We start from the raw sequence: 15,356 nt of genomic DNA on the forward strand, positions 1-15,356 counted from the left end.
GTAATTGCAATAATTTAAATAAATTATTTTATAAGATATATACGTTTTACCACCAATTTGCCACCGTTCATTAAAAATATGAATTTCGGTGGCGATTTTATTTTATGGCCGATTTAAATATACCGATTGTTTTATAGAAAAGCTCAAGAACATTCAGTTCAAGAGCTAAAAGATATATGTGATTAATTAAAATATTTTTCACATCTTTTATAAGATTCTAAAAAGCTGTTATATTCGAGAACGACCCATTGTAAATCATGGTTAATAGAATAAGCATTTATAAATTCATTATTAAGAGTTTCAAACTTATGTAAAACCTCTTCAAATTCTGGCCAATCACCTTTTTTATAATTGGCAAAATAGATTAAAGAAGCAGAGTTGATACAAGTAGATGCTTCGTTTAAGCAAAGCATTGCTGATTGAATCTTAAAATCTTCTTCGTGATTTAGAATATGATCTAATAAAATGTCATGAAATTTTTTAGTTAGATGAAATGCTTTTTTTATTTGTTCAAATAATAAAGGCTTAATTTTTTCGATTTGCATATTATGTCCACCTTTTAAATTAAATTTGGATTTATATTCCATAAAAGATTATAACATAAAATAATTAAATAAAAAAATAATTATAAAAACAGTAGTTAAAATATCTATAAAGTTGAAGATATTTATATACAGTATATAAAAAAGAAAAGATTATATATACGTATTGAAAATACAAAAAATGTATAAAAAGACAATTAACATAACAAAAAATATATTGAATCAGATAACTAAATAAAGTTAACTGATTCAATATATTTGAGGGAGTGAATATATAATTAAATATAGTCCCAGGACATGATAACAAATTATATTCTAAAATCGTTATAAGACTATTTAGCCTCATAATAATTTATATGAAAAATAATTAAATATGTTACAAATTGAATCTTATTAAAATATAAGTGATTCATAGAAATATAACTTATCAAAAATCAAACCAGCTAACAAATAATGCTAACTGGAATTTTAAAAGTAGGGAGATCAATCCTTACTTTATAACAGATATATACTGTACTTGATAACCTATACATAATATAACCGGATAAGTAAAAGTTATTCAAAATAATTTACATAAAAAGTAATTTGATAAACGTTATTTTTCGATACAGTGTATTAGCAAGCTATTAGATTAATGATGTATAAATAATTATTTATAAAAAGTTAGTCCCAGCTAACATTATAAGTTAGCTCGGGCTATCAGAGTTGAAGACAACTGTAGACGGTTTTAAATTTGAAAGTCTACTTGTATTATAATCATCTCGATAAAAAGAAATTAACAGAATATACTGATAATTAAAGAGATAAATAAATTTTAAAAAGTAGTACAATTAAATATATGCGTAGTGATATTAAATAGTGATTATAATGAAATGATTTAACTATAAAATGATTACCATTAAATATAAAAAGGTGGATAGAAGTATGTTTATAAGCTTAGAAAATATAAAAAGTGAAAGATTAATAGATGTTAGAAGTGAAGAAGAGCATAAAGCAATGCCTTTGTGTCAGTATAATGTACCAGTTATAAGTAAAAAAGAACATAATATTTTAAAAAAATATATATACTTTGCGATACCGATAATACTATGTGGATTGATAAAAAATAGAAGCGTAATAGAAAAACATTTAATAACTATTTCAGACAATAAAACAAAAAAAGTAGTAATAGGATGTTCTCAAGGTAGACTAAGAAGTCCTATAGTATGTATATATGCAAGGATACTAGGTATAAAATCATATGTACTCAAAAATGGAATCAAACAATATTATGTACCTAGAGAAAAAGGAATTAAAAGTTGGTTTAAACTTTAAAAAAATATATATAAATACTCCCCAAAATCCCTAATAAAAACATTAAACCAAGGATTCCACTTCCTGGTCAATATATAAGTAGTAGTTTAAGTAGATGAAACTTATACAACTTACAACAATAAATTAAATAATATTATTAAATATATATTTTACAAGTATTACAAAATATTACAAAATATTACAAAATATGAAAAATATTTACAAATAGGGTATTATATATTTTGTAGGAGGTATATAATAGTGCACTGCTCAGAAAAACTTTTAAATTTAACGTTAAGCATATTAAGTAACTGTGAAAAATTTCTAAATATATACATTAAAGGGGCTAAATGTATATGGTTATTTGTATCATTTTTAGCATTATGTATATCTATAAACGTATTAAAAAACATATTTAAAAACTTAAATTAGTTTATAAAGTAAATAAAAAATATTTTTTATAAATTTAAAGATATATTTAGCCCAGTAACTCCCCAGCTTTCTGGTTAACATGTAAGTAGGCGTTTTAGTAGGTATAATTCCTACAACTTACTCCAATAAATTAAATAACATTATTAAATAACCTAACCCTTTATGTTTAGGTTATTTTTATGTTCGAACAGCTTTAGAATAAAGCTAAAAATGTTTAGATGGAAATATGAATTAGCAAATCTTAAATTAATAAAAATAATGACTATTAAATATATCAGATAGACAAAATGCAAATTATTACAAAATATTACAATAAATTACAAATTATTACAGTGTGTTATAATTTGTGAAAATATCTTAAAAAAGTAGTATTGTATACTTTATAGGAGGTATAAAAATGGTTTACTCAGAAAAAATTTTAAATTTAATATTAAGTAATGGTGAAAAAATTATAAATAGAATTGTTAAATGGCCAAAATATATATGGTTACTTATATCGTTTTTAGCATTATGTATATCTATAAATGGATTAAAATATATACTTGAAAATTTAAATTAGCTTAAAAAGTAAATAAAAAATATTTTTTATAAATTTAAACATATATTTAAACCAGGGATCCCCTTCTGGTTAATATGTAAGTAATAGTATTGGTAAGTGCAACTCCTACAACTTACACAAATAAATTAAATAATATTATTAAATAGTCTAGCTTTGATGTTAGGCTATTTATATATACTCAAAAATAAAGTATAGCTTAATATGTATTGATGATGAAAAATTATAGATAAAAAATTAGATATATTTCACAAATAGAAGCTTACTTAGACTTAAAAGCTGTAACGTTAGTGATTTTAATAAAATATTTTAATGACTAGTGAGGATTACGTAATGTAGTTCTTTTTTTAGATTAAATTTATAAATTAATTGAAAATTAATTAAATTTTAAAAATAATATTAAGTTATTCTTATTTAATACGATAATATTAAATAGGTTTAAAATTATAGAATATATTGGGGGTAATTATGTTTAAATTAAGAAAAAATATGGTTATAATAGCAACAACAGGTATATTAATACTAGGAAATTCAGTCACTGCATTAGCTTATGAAAATTACCAAGGTAAGGATCGTTTAGAAATTAGTAGTGCAGATAAATTAAAAGGAAGGAAAGAAAGTGGACTTTATGTAGAAAGAGAAGACCCATACTTAGTTATAAATGTCGATGGAATAGATGAAAAAACTAAGGAATTACTTCTTATGGTACCATTTTTTGAATGGGGTGTAAAACCAGGAGAAACTATCAAATATGAAAAAATTATAGATTTAATACAAACTAGAGTTAATTATTCTGTTGGCGATAATATTTACAAGGTAAAAGGATTTGAAGATGGTACTCATCTTAAAGAAGGATACTCAGAAACTTTAGTTGAATTAGTAAATGGCAAAGATATTACATTTCCTATGGTTTCTAAAGATATAAAACAACCAAAGTATTCAATAGTTGGAAATATTTTATTAGAAAAATTACCTGAAGTAGAAAAACCTAAAGATATGATTGATAATATAGAAGTAATATATACGCCTGAATTTTTCCTTAAGTCTAATGATGATAGTGTAAGACAATTAAGTTTATTTCCAGATGTAGAGCTTGGAGAGTTAAATGCTGGTCATAAAATATCAGCAGATGAGTTAAAAAAATATGCACAAGATGAACTAGATAAGAAATTTGGAAAAGGGAAATACATTATAGAATCTAGAAGATTAGCTTTTTCTAGAAATATAACTCAAGGTAATATAAATACAGGTTATGAGTTATTATCTGAACTTGAATTGAATGAAGACTTTGAATATGAAGTTAAAAGTCAATATAAAGACATAGAAGCTGATAAATATCAAGATTTAATAGTAGATAAATTCTATGTAAGAGAAAAGGGTATTTCTAATGAAGTTGCTAAAAATGAAATTAATACAAATACTGAAAATTTAAATTTTATTTCTGATAATGACAAGCTTAATAACTATCAAGATGATGAAAATACATATTATATTGAGAATATAAATATATATAATGAAGAAATATTAAATATTTTAGAAAATATGGATAAAGAATTTAATAGATATTTCAACCAATACCCATTAAAAAATTCAAAGTAAATATAAATTATGTTTGATATTTAAATAGAAAACTTAGTAAATTACATTAAATTGCTATCAAATCTTTAAATTAAAATTTGATAGTATTTTTTATATAAATTTAAGGGGGGGAGAGATTTATGGATTTAATTATAAGGCCTATAAAAATAGAAGATTCTAAACAAGTATTAGAACTTAGAACAATGGAAGGTGTTATGGAAAATACATTAGCAATGCCTAACGAAAGAGATGAGAAAATTAGGGAAAAAACATTAAATCTTAGCATAAATGATTATATATTTGTAGCAGAAATAAAAGAAGATAATGATTATAAAATAGTTGGTATGGCAGCTCTTAATGTAGAAAGTTCTCCTAGGCTTAGACATAGTGCTAGCGTAGGTATAAGTGTACATACAAAATATCAAGGTAAGGGTATAGGCAAAAAATTATTAAATAAACTTTTAGATATAGCAGACAATTGGCTCATGTTAGTAAGAATAGAACTTGGTGTACTTTGTGATAATGATAAAGCAATAAATTTATATAAATCACTTGGATTTGTAGTGGAAGGAAAGAAAAAATATACGACAATTAGAAATGGTAGATATGTAGATGAATATATTATGGGAAGATACAATGAAAATTTAATTAATTAATAAAGAGACTATATTTATAATAGTCTCTTTAAATTTATAGCATAAATTACATACCAGTAAATATTTTATAAAATAATAAAACTACAAATGCAACTAGCGCAATTTTAAACACAAGACTTGTAATAGCTTTTATAGCTTTAAGAGATATACCTATAACAACTATAAGTAAAACTATTTTAAAAATTAAATCTATATCCATATAAATTCCTCCTATCTAACATACTAGTATTATTTCATATTTTATATATAAGATACCATAATAAGGAAAAAATTTAAATTATAAAATTATGTTTAAGTTAATAAGAACATACTTATTAATGGAATAGTTACTATAGAAAATAATGTTGTAAAAAATACAGCTTGAGAAGCAAGTGCTGTATTTGATTTATATTCACTAGCCATTATGGCTGTATTTGCAGCAGCAGGCATAGATGATATAACAATGGGAATAGCTAAAATCATACTATCTTCAACTTGCCCTTTAAATAAATAGTAGATAAGTAAAGGAAGTAATATAAGCCTGATAAGCGTTACAAAGTGAAGTTTTTTATTAGAAAAACAATCATAAGCAGAAGAAGCACAAAGCATACTACCTATAACTAACATAGAAAGTGGTGTAGTAATATTTCCTAGCATTTTGATTGGTTGATTTAAAAATATAGGTACTTTAACGCTAAATATAAAAAGTAATAGTCCTATAAATATGGATATTATAATTGGATTTATAAGCGATTTTATGGAAAATGAATAATCATTTTTATCTTTAGATAAAAGATGGCTACCAAGAGTTATTGTAAGTAAATTAAATGGTAAATTAAATATTGCAGTATAAAAAATAGCTTCACTTCCAAGTACAGCTTCAACCACAGGGTACCCCATAAACCCGACATTAGAAAATACTATTACGTATTGATAAATTCCTAAATTGTCATCGTATTTAAAAATAAATTTTAGGAGATAAGAAATTAAAAATGATATTAAATACATGACTACATAAATAATTAATAAGCTTATTATTTTACTAATCATATCAGAACTATAGTCTATTTGCATAGAAGATATTATTGTACAAGGTAGAAAAATCTTCATTATAAGAGAAGATAATTTTGACGTACAATGTTCATCTAATAAACTCTTTTTTCTTGCTACATATCCAACTAAAATTAATAAAAATAAAACTAAGACTTGCATAAAAATATTCCTAAAATTCATAAAATATCCCCCCTACATATAATAGTATACAGTTAATTTAATTATTAAGTCTATATATTTATGAAATAGTAAAGAACTGATATATAGCTAAATATATAAGCGTTCTTAAGGATTCAAATAGTTAATATTTAGATATTTAATAATATAAATTTTACAATTACTTTACAATTATGATAATACTACTTAACAAATAATTAATATAATTTATTTAAACTTTGAATTAGCAAAAGTAAATGAGGTTAAATGCTAATTTATATATCATCGATAATATGTGTTTTATAGTAACATGATTAATAAGAAATTATTATAAAAACTATTGCATGCTAAAAGAAATAGACAAAAAGTAAGTAAAAATATGAATATTAGCTGTGAAATTTTTAATACGATTCTTATTTATATACTTTACTATTAAGAATGGAGGATAAAATGAAAAAAATAAAAAGTAATTATAAATATTTACTCTTAATTGTACCTTTGATGATCTATTATTATTATTTTTGTTTGAAAATTATAATTTACAATGATTATAATTTAGAATATTTTATTATATCATTGTTACTGATGGTCTTTCCTTGGGTTATACGTGTATCTATGTTATTTACATTAAAAAGAAAATACTATAAATCTATACTATTTATATTAACATATACAATTGCATTTTCGTGTATATTATATTTTAAAATTGATATTTTAGAAAATAAAAAAATATATGATGGTACAAGTTTTAATATTATAAGTATAGAAGAACAAAAATAAAAAGATTAGAGTTAATAGATAGACTTTAAATATTTTAATTTTATATCTATATTTGTTTACTATTATTTTTGGATAACTTATAAGTGCATTTAATTAACTTTGTTTATAAAATATATGAATTTCAAAAAAACTTTTTAACACTCAGAAGCGTCTATATAATAACGGGGTATTTTTTATTATTTACAGTTACAAATAAATAAAAATATCTAAATAATTAAAACTAACATCTGAAAGGAGAAAAAATGCTTAAAAAGACTAAATATCTATTTATTTTTTTACTGAGTTTTATCACAGTAATTACATTTTCGCCATCTAAAATATATGCTTCTTTGATGATTGGCGGAGATAGTTTTGAAACAATCACTGAAGGAGGAGATGTATTTTACTTTTCCCTAAACCCTGTTATGAAAAAGTTAGGAGGAGTTGAATCTAAAGATTCAAAAAATAATACATTCAAATACACTATTTCATATAAGGATAAACAAGACTACATAACTTTTAATAAAACTAATTATCAAGTTAATGTAAATGGTACCTTGATAAAAGATAAATATTATGAAGAGAATAACCAAATATATGTGCCTATGGGTGTTTTTGAGAAAATGAATACCACTAATGTTGTAGAATCCAATCTTATGGATACATTTATTGTTACTCCACCTGAATATAAGTACAATGATGTAGCAACTTATAACTTAGGTGAAGATAAATATTTATTGAAAGATAAGATGTATAACATATTAGATGAGCAAGATAATTCAAAATATATGACATATAATAACACTGGTTCTATTTCTGTTCCTAATGGAAAAAAATTGCCTCTTGTAATTTTTCTACATGGTTCATATGCAGGAAATGGCATATCAACTTATTTTGATATTGGTTTTTCAGATAATATGAAAGCATTAGCAAATGAAGGATTTGTATCACTTGGAATGAATTTAACTCCGGTATATTCTTTAGATTCTATGGATTCTGATAAAGAAAAACTTTATGGAGCACAAAAAGATTTATTTAGTAAAATATTTAAAAAACATGTGCAGTCGCTTTTAGATAGTGTTAATAAAGATACTACTAATAATATATATGGTTTTGATATGAAAGATAAAATTGATTTTAATAACATTATTCTTGTTGGACATTCAAGAGGTGGGCAAAACATATTTTTAGGTTATGAAATATTAAAAGAAATGGGTCTTAATGTTAAGGGAAACATTTCAATAGCACCAGCAAACTACTGGCGAGATTTTAATAAGTATCCTGATATTCCTACTGGAATTATATTACCTCAACTTGATGGAGATGTTCATACATTAGAAGGACGTCAAATTTTTGATACAATGAGCTTACAAAAACGAGACAAAGACCTTCAACTACTATATTTATATTCTGCTAATCATAATAATTTTAATAGTACTATTTTTAAGCAAGATAATTCATTTGTTGATGATAAAGGAGATACACTAAAAGAACCTATGTCTGGCAATGAACAACGAGATTTTGCTAGTAAATATATTGTTGATTTTTCTAAATCCGCTATAGATAAAGGTAATCTATCTAAAATATCAGCTAGTAAGGATGGTACTTTATATAATAAAAAGGTCTTAATGAGTTTTATTAAGGGAAATAGTAATAAACTATTTGATGCAAATTCTGAATCTGATTTTAAAAATTTCTCTGGAAATTACAAAAAAATTATAGCAAGTAAAGACAAACAAAAGCATACTGCTGGAAATATAAGATTACCAGGATTATCAGACTATTATCCTCTTGTTTCACTTGATTTTAAAAATGCAAATGATAAAGTTAGCTATAAAATTTTAGAGAATAATGATTTCACAAAATTTAATACCCTTAGTTTTGAGATAATGCAAGATTCAACAAACCCCCTTAATAAAGGTATAAATCAGATAATCGATATAACACTTATTGATAAAAATGGTGCATCGCATACTATCTCTACACCACTAGATAGCTCTGCATTACAGTATCAACCAGGTAAAATGGCACTTATACCTGTTAAGGATGAATATGCTAAGACAATGTATTCAAATTTTACACCACTTTCAACACTTATGATTCCACTTACTGAATTTAAGGGAAAAATAGATTCTTCAAATATTTCTAAGGTTGAAATTTCACCATCTAAATCAGTTGGTCAAGGTAGCTTTGTACTACAAAGTATTTACTTATCTTCTATTAATGACCAAGAAGAAACAATAACACCTGAAAATGCGGTTTTAGGTGTAGGAAGTCTAAAATCAGTAGCTATATATATTTTTATTTTTTGTATAATATCTTCTCTTTTATTTATATGTTACAAAAAAACGAAGTAAGATTTTTAACATATTTATTTTTATTATTTTAATAAAAATAAATATGTTAAAACTACTACAATGGATGAAAATATATGTGATGAATGTAGAAAAATAAGGCTTAGTTTGAGCCTTATTTTTATTTCTATAAATAGTTGAAGTTATTAAATTTAAAATACGTAAATATAATCTTAATCATTCTGATTGAAATCTAACAGTATAAAAACTATCTATAATGGATTAAATGATAAAATTTACACAATACTGATAATTTTTTTATTGGAATCATAAAAATACTGTAACTGCAATATATAGAATATGTACATGCCCCTATACATAACATTATACTGTATGGTTATAATAGAATATAACAATTGCGTAATAAAACTATATAAATATTGCGTTAGACTTATTATTACAATATAATTACAATAGAAATATAATAAAGAATAAAATGAATTATGTTATATAATTAGATATATTAATGGATAAGTTGTAAAATAGATAGGGAGTATGATATGAAAAGTACGAAATTTTCAATAGGAAAAATAAAAAATTTATCAAATGACCCTAAAGTATATCATGTCAAAGGAACTGTGTATGAAAAGATGGGAAAACTAGATAATGCTATAGAATCATATAAAATAGCAGCTAGTGATAACTATGTAAAGTCTCAATATACTTTAGGAAATATATATTATGATAAAAGACAATATAATGAAGCTGAAAAATGGTACAATATGGCTTATAAAAATGGATATGATGAAGCAGCTTTTGATATAGGTAATATGTATTTTGAAGCAGGAGGATACGAATATGCTATTTATTGGTATGAAAAAGTAGCTAGTTTAGGTCATGTAAAAGCTCAAAATAATTTAGGAGTATCACATTTTAAGCTAAAAGATTATGCAAGAAGTGAAAAGTGGTTAAAAGAATGTTCTAATTCTAACTTTGGAAAGGCATGCTTTAATCTAGGTGTATTATACACTACTTTAGGAAGAGAAGATGAAGCTTTAGAGTATTACAAAAAAGGGTCAATACTTTTAGATGAAGATTGTAAATATAATTTAGCTGTGTTAAATCAAAGTGAAAAAGATATAAAAAGCGCGATAAGCCTATATAAGCATTTATACAAGGTAGGACATGTAAAAGGGTGCTTTAATATGGGGTTGATCATGGAAATAGAAGAGGATTTTGAAGAGGCTAAGAAATATTTCGCAAAAAGTGCAGATCAAGAAGATACTTTATCTCAACATAGATTAGCATATATTTATGATAGAGAAGAAGACCATGAGGAAGCTATAGAGTATTATGAAAAAGCAATAGAGAAAAATCATGCGTTATCTAAATATAGATTAGGTAATTTGTATAATAAAAGAAATGAAATAGAAAATGCAAGAATGTATTATAAAATGGCTACAGAAAATAATATGGTTGAAGCTAAGAATAATTTAGCCGGTCTTTATTTTGAAGAAGATGATTTTGATAATGCTATAAAGTATTATGAAGAAGCAATTATGGATGGATGTAGTTGTGCAATTGAAAATATAGGTGATCTTTATTTAAAAAATGGAGATATTGAAAGAGCCATTTCTTACTATTTAAGAAACTCTAATACTTTATCATGTCAAATTAAGCTAGCTAGACTATATGAAGATGATAACCATCTTGATGAAGCTATAGTTTGGTATGAAAAGGCTTTAGAAAATAAAGATGTAGAATCAGGTTATAAGTTAGGATGTATATATGAAGAACTAGATGATAGTGAAAATGCTAAAAAGTATTTTGAAATATCAAGTAAGCAAAATCATTTAAATTCAAAAATACATCTTGGAAGAATTTATTTTAATGGTGAAAACTATGAAGAAGCAAAGTCTATGTTTGAATCTCCTGCAAATGAAGATAATACATACGCCCAACATATGTTAGGTGTGATATACGATATTTATTATAAAGATTATATAAATTCTAAATATTGGTATGAAAAAGGTAGGACTAAACAATGTGTTGAATCTATATATAATTTAGGTCAGTTAAGCCTTAAGTTAAATGATTCCTCAGAAGCTGAAAAGTATTATAGTGAAGGATATAAACTGGGAAATAAAAAATGTGAGTATATGTTAGCTGGAATATATTATAAAAAAGGATTAGATATGTATTCTTCCTTAGCAGATGAAGGATACGATGGATGTATGGAGATAGTAAAAAGTATTCCAACTATTAATATAAACTTTGATGAAGTATTGATTGCACCATTTGAAATAGAGGAAGTAAGCATTGAAGAAGAAGAAGAGTGTGTACCAGACTACTTATTAGATATTAATGAAAACTTAGAAGATATGTTTGAAGGATTAATAATGGATATGATAATAGAAAAGTAATGTACATAAAAAAGGATGGTCAAATCATCCTTTTTTATGTACTCATAATTAAATATGTAATATAACAAAGATATAATCCAATTAAGGTTAGACTCTCATATTTACTTATATCATTTTTTCTATATGCAAATATAAATAGTATAACAGTGGATACAATCATAAATATAGCGTCAATGATTAATTTAGGCTCTACATTCATAGGTGATACAAATGCAGACATTCCAAGTACAAATAGAGTATTAAACATATTAGAACCAATAACACTACCAAGAGCTAAAGCACTTTCACCTTTTGTAGCAGCTGTAAGTGATGTAATAAACTCAGGTAGAGATGTACCAATAGCTACTATTGTAACAGAAATCAATTGACTACTAACACCGAAAGTACTTGCAATAGAAGAAGCAGAATCAACCACTATTTTACCTCCGAAGAGTATAGCTACAGTGCTTACTATTGTTAAAATTATAGATTTAAAAATAGATTTATTTTTATCAATGGCAATAGTATCCGAATCTATAGATATAGAAATTTCTTTATTCAATAAAGAAAAATTACCAGGGGTAAGAGATATACGCATTAAATAAAATAAAAACATAACAAATAATAATAATAATATAAATCCATCAAAATAACCCAGTGACATATCTAAAGATAAAAGTAACATTAAAGATGATGCAGTTAGGACTAATGGAAACTCTTTATGCAAAATAGATTCTTCAACGTATAAAGTTTTTATAAATGCAGTAGTACCTACTACCATTAATAAATTAAATATATTAGAACCAACTACATTTCCAATTGCCATGCTATTTTGATGGTTTAATGATGCAATAATGCTAACGGAAGCCTCAGGAGTACTAGTACCAAAAGCAACAATAGTAAGTCCTATAAAAATAGGAGAAACTTTAAGAACTTTTGCTATATTCGACGCACTATCAACCAAAGCATCAGCACCTTTTATTAATAAGACAAATCCTAGCACTAAAAAAATATAGTCCATAAATAATACCCCCAAAAACAATTATGTTATAAGCTAAAATGAATAGTACCATAAAAAAACCTCCAAAACAGATGTGAAATATCTGATTTGAAGGTATTCCATCAAGTATAAACTTGCTAATTACCATCATAGTGTAATTTATTAATGAAAATAAATTTATAATTTGATTTTATATTAAATTGCCTAAAAAATCAATATAAAATCTTATGCTGTCATAATTAAATAAGCCATATAAGCAACATATAATATCATTAATGTTAAACTTTCATATTTATTTACATTATTTTTTCTATAAGCAAAGAGGAAAGTTATTATTGTAGCGATAATCATAATTGCTCCGTCTATGAATAACTTAGGGTCAATAGTCATTGGAGATATAAGTGCTGATATACCAAGTACAAATAATATATTAAATATATTAGAACCTATAACATTACCTAAAGCTAAATCACTTTCTCCCTTTGTAGCAGCAACAATGGATGTAACAAATTCAGGAAGAGATGTACCAATAGCAACTACTGTAAGACCGATTAGATGGTCACTAATACCGAAGCTAGATGCTATATTTGATGCACAGTCAACAACTATTTTACCACCTAATATTATAGCTAATATTCCAACGACAGATAAAAATATAGACTTTGACATAGGAGAAGATTTTTGTTGTACCATAATGTCTCTATCTATAACTTCAATATCTAAAGAGGTTTCATCATCATTTAAAGATGAATTTCTAGATTTAAGAGCAGAAGATACTAAATAATATACAAATCCAGCAAATAGAATTAATAATATTGCACCATCCATACGGCTAAGTGTATAAGAAGATGGACCTGAAATAAATATATCAGCAGATAAAACAATTAATAATATAGATGTAATTAAAACAAATGGAAGTTCTCTAGATAAAATAGATTTTTCAACTAATAAAGTACTAATAAATCCAGAAGCTCCTACTACCATTAATAAGTTAAAAATATTTGATCCGATTACATTCCCAATAGCCATACCATTTTGACCATTTATTGATGCTGTAATGCTAACTGCAGCTTCAGGAGCACTAGTACCAAAAGCAACGATAGTAAGCCCTATAATAATAGGCGGAATTTTTAATATCTTTGCAATACTTGAAGAACCATCAACAAAAATATCAGCACCTTTCACAAGTAATATAAAACCAACAATTAAAAAAATATAGTTCATAAATCATACCTCCGAAAATTAAAATTAAAAAAACCTTCAAAACAAATATTAAACATTTGTTTTGAAGGTCTTGCTATCAAGTAAATTAACTTGTTAATCAACCGAGTGTTATACACTGAAATGACGATTGATTACACACTTTTGTGTAAGCTACTCCCCTTCAGGGAAAAATATAAATTTATATTAATTATTATATTTCAAAATGGAAAAAATTGCAACTAATATATAAAAATAATAAAATATTTATAATAACTTGTTTCTAGACATTAAAAATGTAATTACTAAGGCAATTAGCGTAGTAATAAGCATTACAATCCAAAATCCATTTGGGTCATTTCCATAAGGTATACCGCCAACATTCATACCGAAAAATCCTGATACGATAGTTGGGATAGAAAAGATTAGTGTAACAGAAGTTAAAAACTGCATTACATTATTTTGATTATTGCTTATAATTGCACTAAAAGCATCCATAATTCTACTTAGTATATCGCCATATATGGTAGCCATTTCTAAGGCCTGCTTATTTTCAACGATAACATCTTCAAGTAAATCTTCATCATCAGAATATTTTTTTATACTAGGGGTACGAACCATTTTATTTAAAACTAGCTCATTTGCCTTTAAAGAAGTAGAAAAGTATACTAATGATTTTTCAAGTTCTAAAAGTTGAATAAGTTCTTTATTTTTCATCGACTTATAAATTTCTTTTTCTATCACTGTTGTCATTCTATTTATTCTTCTTAAGTAATGAAGATAATAAGTAGCATTTTTGTGAAGAATTTGAAGTATGAAACGAGTTTTCTTAAAAGTAAAGAAATCTTTAACATGACCTACTATAAAGTCATTTAAAATCTTAGTTTGTGCAGTACAAACTGTTAAAATCGATTCGTTAACTATTATAATACCAAGAGGTATAGTAGAGTAGTGAGATGATTTTTCATCACTTTCATCTACTGGAATATCTATAAGTATAAGAGTATGATTGTCCTCAATATCTATTCTTGAACGTTCCTCTTCATCTAATGCTGATTTAATGCTTTCTATATCAATATCTAATAAAGTAGCAATTTCATTAATCTCACTTTGGTTTGGTTCAACAAGATTTATCCAACAGCCATTTTCAAAAGAACTAAGCTTTTCCAATTTATTTTCAATAGTCTTATAATATCTTATCATGGCAACACATCCTTTATTCAATTTTATATAAATCTCATCACTTAATATTATTCATTAAATAACTAATTTATATAATTGAAATAAAGAAATTAGTTTGATTTAAGATAATAATAAGTGATGTTTTAAACTTATTAGCCGCCAGGGACTAAAGTCCATTTTCCATCACTCTCCTATAATTTTTATTAGTAAGTTTTTAGGCCCAATGTTTTTAGGCCCTTTAAACATAATACCCTTTCCTTGGATATAAATCAAT

At 25.0% G+C, this 15,356-nt stretch carries 14 protein-coding genes; 8 read left to right on the forward strand and 6 right to left on the reverse strand.

Annotation, left to right across the window (positions count from 1 at the left end; genetic code table 11):
* Positions 1-182: 182 nt before the first annotated feature.
* Positions 183-545, reverse strand: a complete 363-nt coding sequence (locus JNUCC81_RS08280; RefSeq protein ID WP_208332701.1) for a hypothetical protein — start codon at positions 543-545, stop codon at positions 183-185.
* Positions 546-1,466: 921 nt separating this feature from the next.
* Here JNUCC81_RS08280 and JNUCC81_RS08285 point away from each other — a divergent pair.
* The 5 genes from JNUCC81_RS08285 (at position 1,467) to JNUCC81_RS08305 (ending at position 5,057) form a co-directional block, all read left to right on the forward strand.
* Complete coding sequence (locus JNUCC81_RS08285) at positions 1,467-1,856, forward strand: hypothetical protein (protein WP_454096154.1); 390 nt, start codon at positions 1,467-1,469, stop codon at positions 1,854-1,856.
* A 240-nt stretch (positions 1,857-2,096) separates the two neighbouring features.
* Positions 2,097-2,267 (forward strand): hypothetical protein, encoded by a 171-nt coding sequence (locus tag JNUCC81_RS08290; RefSeq protein ID WP_454096155.1) that lies wholly within the window; start codon positions 2,097-2,099, stop codon positions 2,265-2,267.
* Between the two features lie 397 nt (positions 2,268-2,664).
* Positions 2,665-2,826: a hypothetical protein gene (locus JNUCC81_RS08295; protein ID WP_454096156.1), complete on the forward strand. Its 162-nt coding sequence runs from the start codon at positions 2,665-2,667 to the stop codon at positions 2,824-2,826.
* Between the two features lie 465 nt (positions 2,827-3,291).
* Positions 3,292-4,422: a hypothetical protein gene (locus JNUCC81_RS08300; RefSeq protein WP_454096157.1), complete on the forward strand. Its 1,131-nt coding sequence runs from the start codon at positions 3,292-3,294 to the stop codon at positions 4,420-4,422.
* A gap of 119 nt (positions 4,423-4,541) precedes the next feature.
* Positions 4,542-5,057 carry a GNAT family N-acetyltransferase gene (locus JNUCC81_RS08305; protein WP_454096158.1) on the forward strand — a complete coding sequence of 172 codons (516 nt, stop codon included), beginning with the start codon at positions 4,542-4,544 and terminating at the stop codon, positions 5,055-5,057.
* Positions 5,058-5,103: 46 nt separating this feature from the next.
* Here JNUCC81_RS08305 and JNUCC81_RS08310 read toward each other — a convergent pair whose 3' ends face one another.
* Complete coding sequence (locus JNUCC81_RS08310) at positions 5,104-5,256, reverse strand: hypothetical protein (protein ID WP_208332694.1); 153 nt, start codon at positions 5,254-5,256, stop codon at positions 5,104-5,106.
* Between the two features lie 92 nt (positions 5,257-5,348).
* The gene (locus JNUCC81_RS08315) at positions 5,349-6,269 is read right to left on the reverse strand and encodes an AEC family transporter (protein ID WP_454096159.1); all 921 of its coding nucleotides are present in this window, start codon (positions 6,267-6,269) and stop codon (positions 5,349-5,351) included.
* 591 nt (positions 6,270-6,860) lie between these two features.
* Between JNUCC81_RS08315 and JNUCC81_RS08320 the strand changes: the two genes are divergently transcribed.
* The 3 genes from JNUCC81_RS08320 (at position 6,861) to JNUCC81_RS08330 (ending at position 11,721) form a co-directional block, all read left to right on the forward strand.
* Positions 6,861-7,025 (forward strand): hypothetical protein, encoded by a 165-nt coding sequence (locus JNUCC81_RS08320; protein WP_454096160.1) that lies wholly within the window; start codon positions 6,861-6,863, stop codon positions 7,023-7,025.
* Between the two features lie 404 nt (positions 7,026-7,429).
* Complete coding sequence (locus JNUCC81_RS08325; RefSeq protein ID WP_454096161.1) at positions 7,430-9,361, forward strand: alpha/beta hydrolase family protein; 1,932 nt, start codon at positions 7,430-7,432, stop codon at positions 9,359-9,361.
* A gap of 497 nt (positions 9,362-9,858) precedes the next feature.
* Positions 9,859-11,721 (forward strand): tetratricopeptide repeat protein, encoded by a 1,863-nt coding sequence (locus tag JNUCC81_RS08330; protein ID WP_454096162.1) that lies wholly within the window; start codon positions 9,859-9,861, stop codon positions 11,719-11,721.
* A 34-nt stretch (positions 11,722-11,755) separates the two neighbouring features.
* Here JNUCC81_RS08330 and JNUCC81_RS08335 read toward each other — a convergent pair whose 3' ends face one another.
* The 3 genes from JNUCC81_RS08335 to JNUCC81_RS08345 all read right to left on the reverse strand — a co-directional run bounded on the left by JNUCC81_RS08335 (position 11,756) and on the right by JNUCC81_RS08345 (position 15,103).
* Entirely contained in the window at positions 11,756-12,721 is a 966-nt protein-coding gene (locus JNUCC81_RS08335; RefSeq protein ID WP_454096163.1) for a calcium/sodium antiporter, read from the reverse strand.
* Positions 12,722-12,925: 204 nt separating this feature from the next.
* Positions 12,926-13,924, reverse strand: a complete 999-nt coding sequence (locus tag JNUCC81_RS08340; protein ID WP_454096164.1) for a calcium/sodium antiporter — start codon at positions 13,922-13,924, stop codon at positions 12,926-12,928.
* Positions 13,925-14,167: 243 nt separating this feature from the next.
* Positions 14,168-15,103, reverse strand: a complete 936-nt coding sequence (locus tag JNUCC81_RS08345; RefSeq protein ID WP_208332680.1) for a magnesium transporter CorA family protein — start codon at positions 15,101-15,103, stop codon at positions 14,168-14,170.
* Positions 15,104-15,356 lie beyond the last annotated feature (253 nt).

It is taken from the genome of Faecalimicrobium sp. JNUCC 81 (assembly GCF_053667625.1).

Excerpts from the sequence above, each read along its gene's own strand:
- JNUCC81_RS08280 (WP_208332701.1), bottom strand. The coding sequence starts at position 545 with ATGCAAATCGAAAAAATTAAGCCTTTATTATTTGAACAAATAAAAAAA.
- JNUCC81_RS08285 (WP_454096154.1), top strand. The coding sequence starts at position 1,467 with ATGTTTATAAGCTTAGAAAATATAAAAAGTGAAAGATTAATAGATGTT.
- JNUCC81_RS08295 (WP_454096156.1), top strand. The coding sequence starts at position 2,665 with ATGGTTTACTCAGAAAAAATTTTAAATTTAATATTAAGTAATGGTGAA.
- JNUCC81_RS08300 (WP_454096157.1), top strand. The coding sequence starts at position 3,292 with ATGTTTAAATTAAGAAAAAATATGGTTATAATAGCAACAACAGGTATA.
- JNUCC81_RS08305 (WP_454096158.1), top strand. The coding sequence starts at position 4,542 with ATGGATTTAATTATAAGGCCTATAAAAATAGAAGATTCTAAACAAGTA.
- JNUCC81_RS08310 (WP_208332694.1), bottom strand. The coding sequence starts at position 5,256 with ATGGATATAGATTTAATTTTTAAAATAGTTTTACTTATAGTTGTTATA.
- JNUCC81_RS08315 (WP_454096159.1), bottom strand. The coding sequence starts at position 6,269 with ATGAATTTTAGGAATATTTTTATGCAAGTCTTAGTTTTATTTTTATTA.
- JNUCC81_RS08320 (WP_454096160.1), top strand. The coding sequence starts at position 6,861 with ATGTTATTTACATTAAAAAGAAAATACTATAAATCTATACTATTTATA.
- JNUCC81_RS08325 (WP_454096161.1), top strand. The coding sequence starts at position 7,430 with ATGAAAAAGTTAGGAGGAGTTGAATCTAAAGATTCAAAAAATAATACA.
- JNUCC81_RS08330 (WP_454096162.1), top strand. The coding sequence starts at position 9,859 with ATGAAAAGTACGAAATTTTCAATAGGAAAAATAAAAAATTTATCAAAT.
- JNUCC81_RS08335 (WP_454096163.1), bottom strand. The coding sequence starts at position 12,721 with ATGGACTATATTTTTTTAGTGCTAGGATTTGTCTTATTAATAAAAGGT.
- JNUCC81_RS08340 (WP_454096164.1), bottom strand. The coding sequence starts at position 13,924 with ATGAACTATATTTTTTTAATTGTTGGTTTTATATTACTTGTGAAAGGT.
- JNUCC81_RS08345 (WP_208332680.1), bottom strand. The coding sequence starts at position 15,103 with ATGATAAGATATTATAAGACTATTGAAAATAAATTGGAAAAGCTTAGT.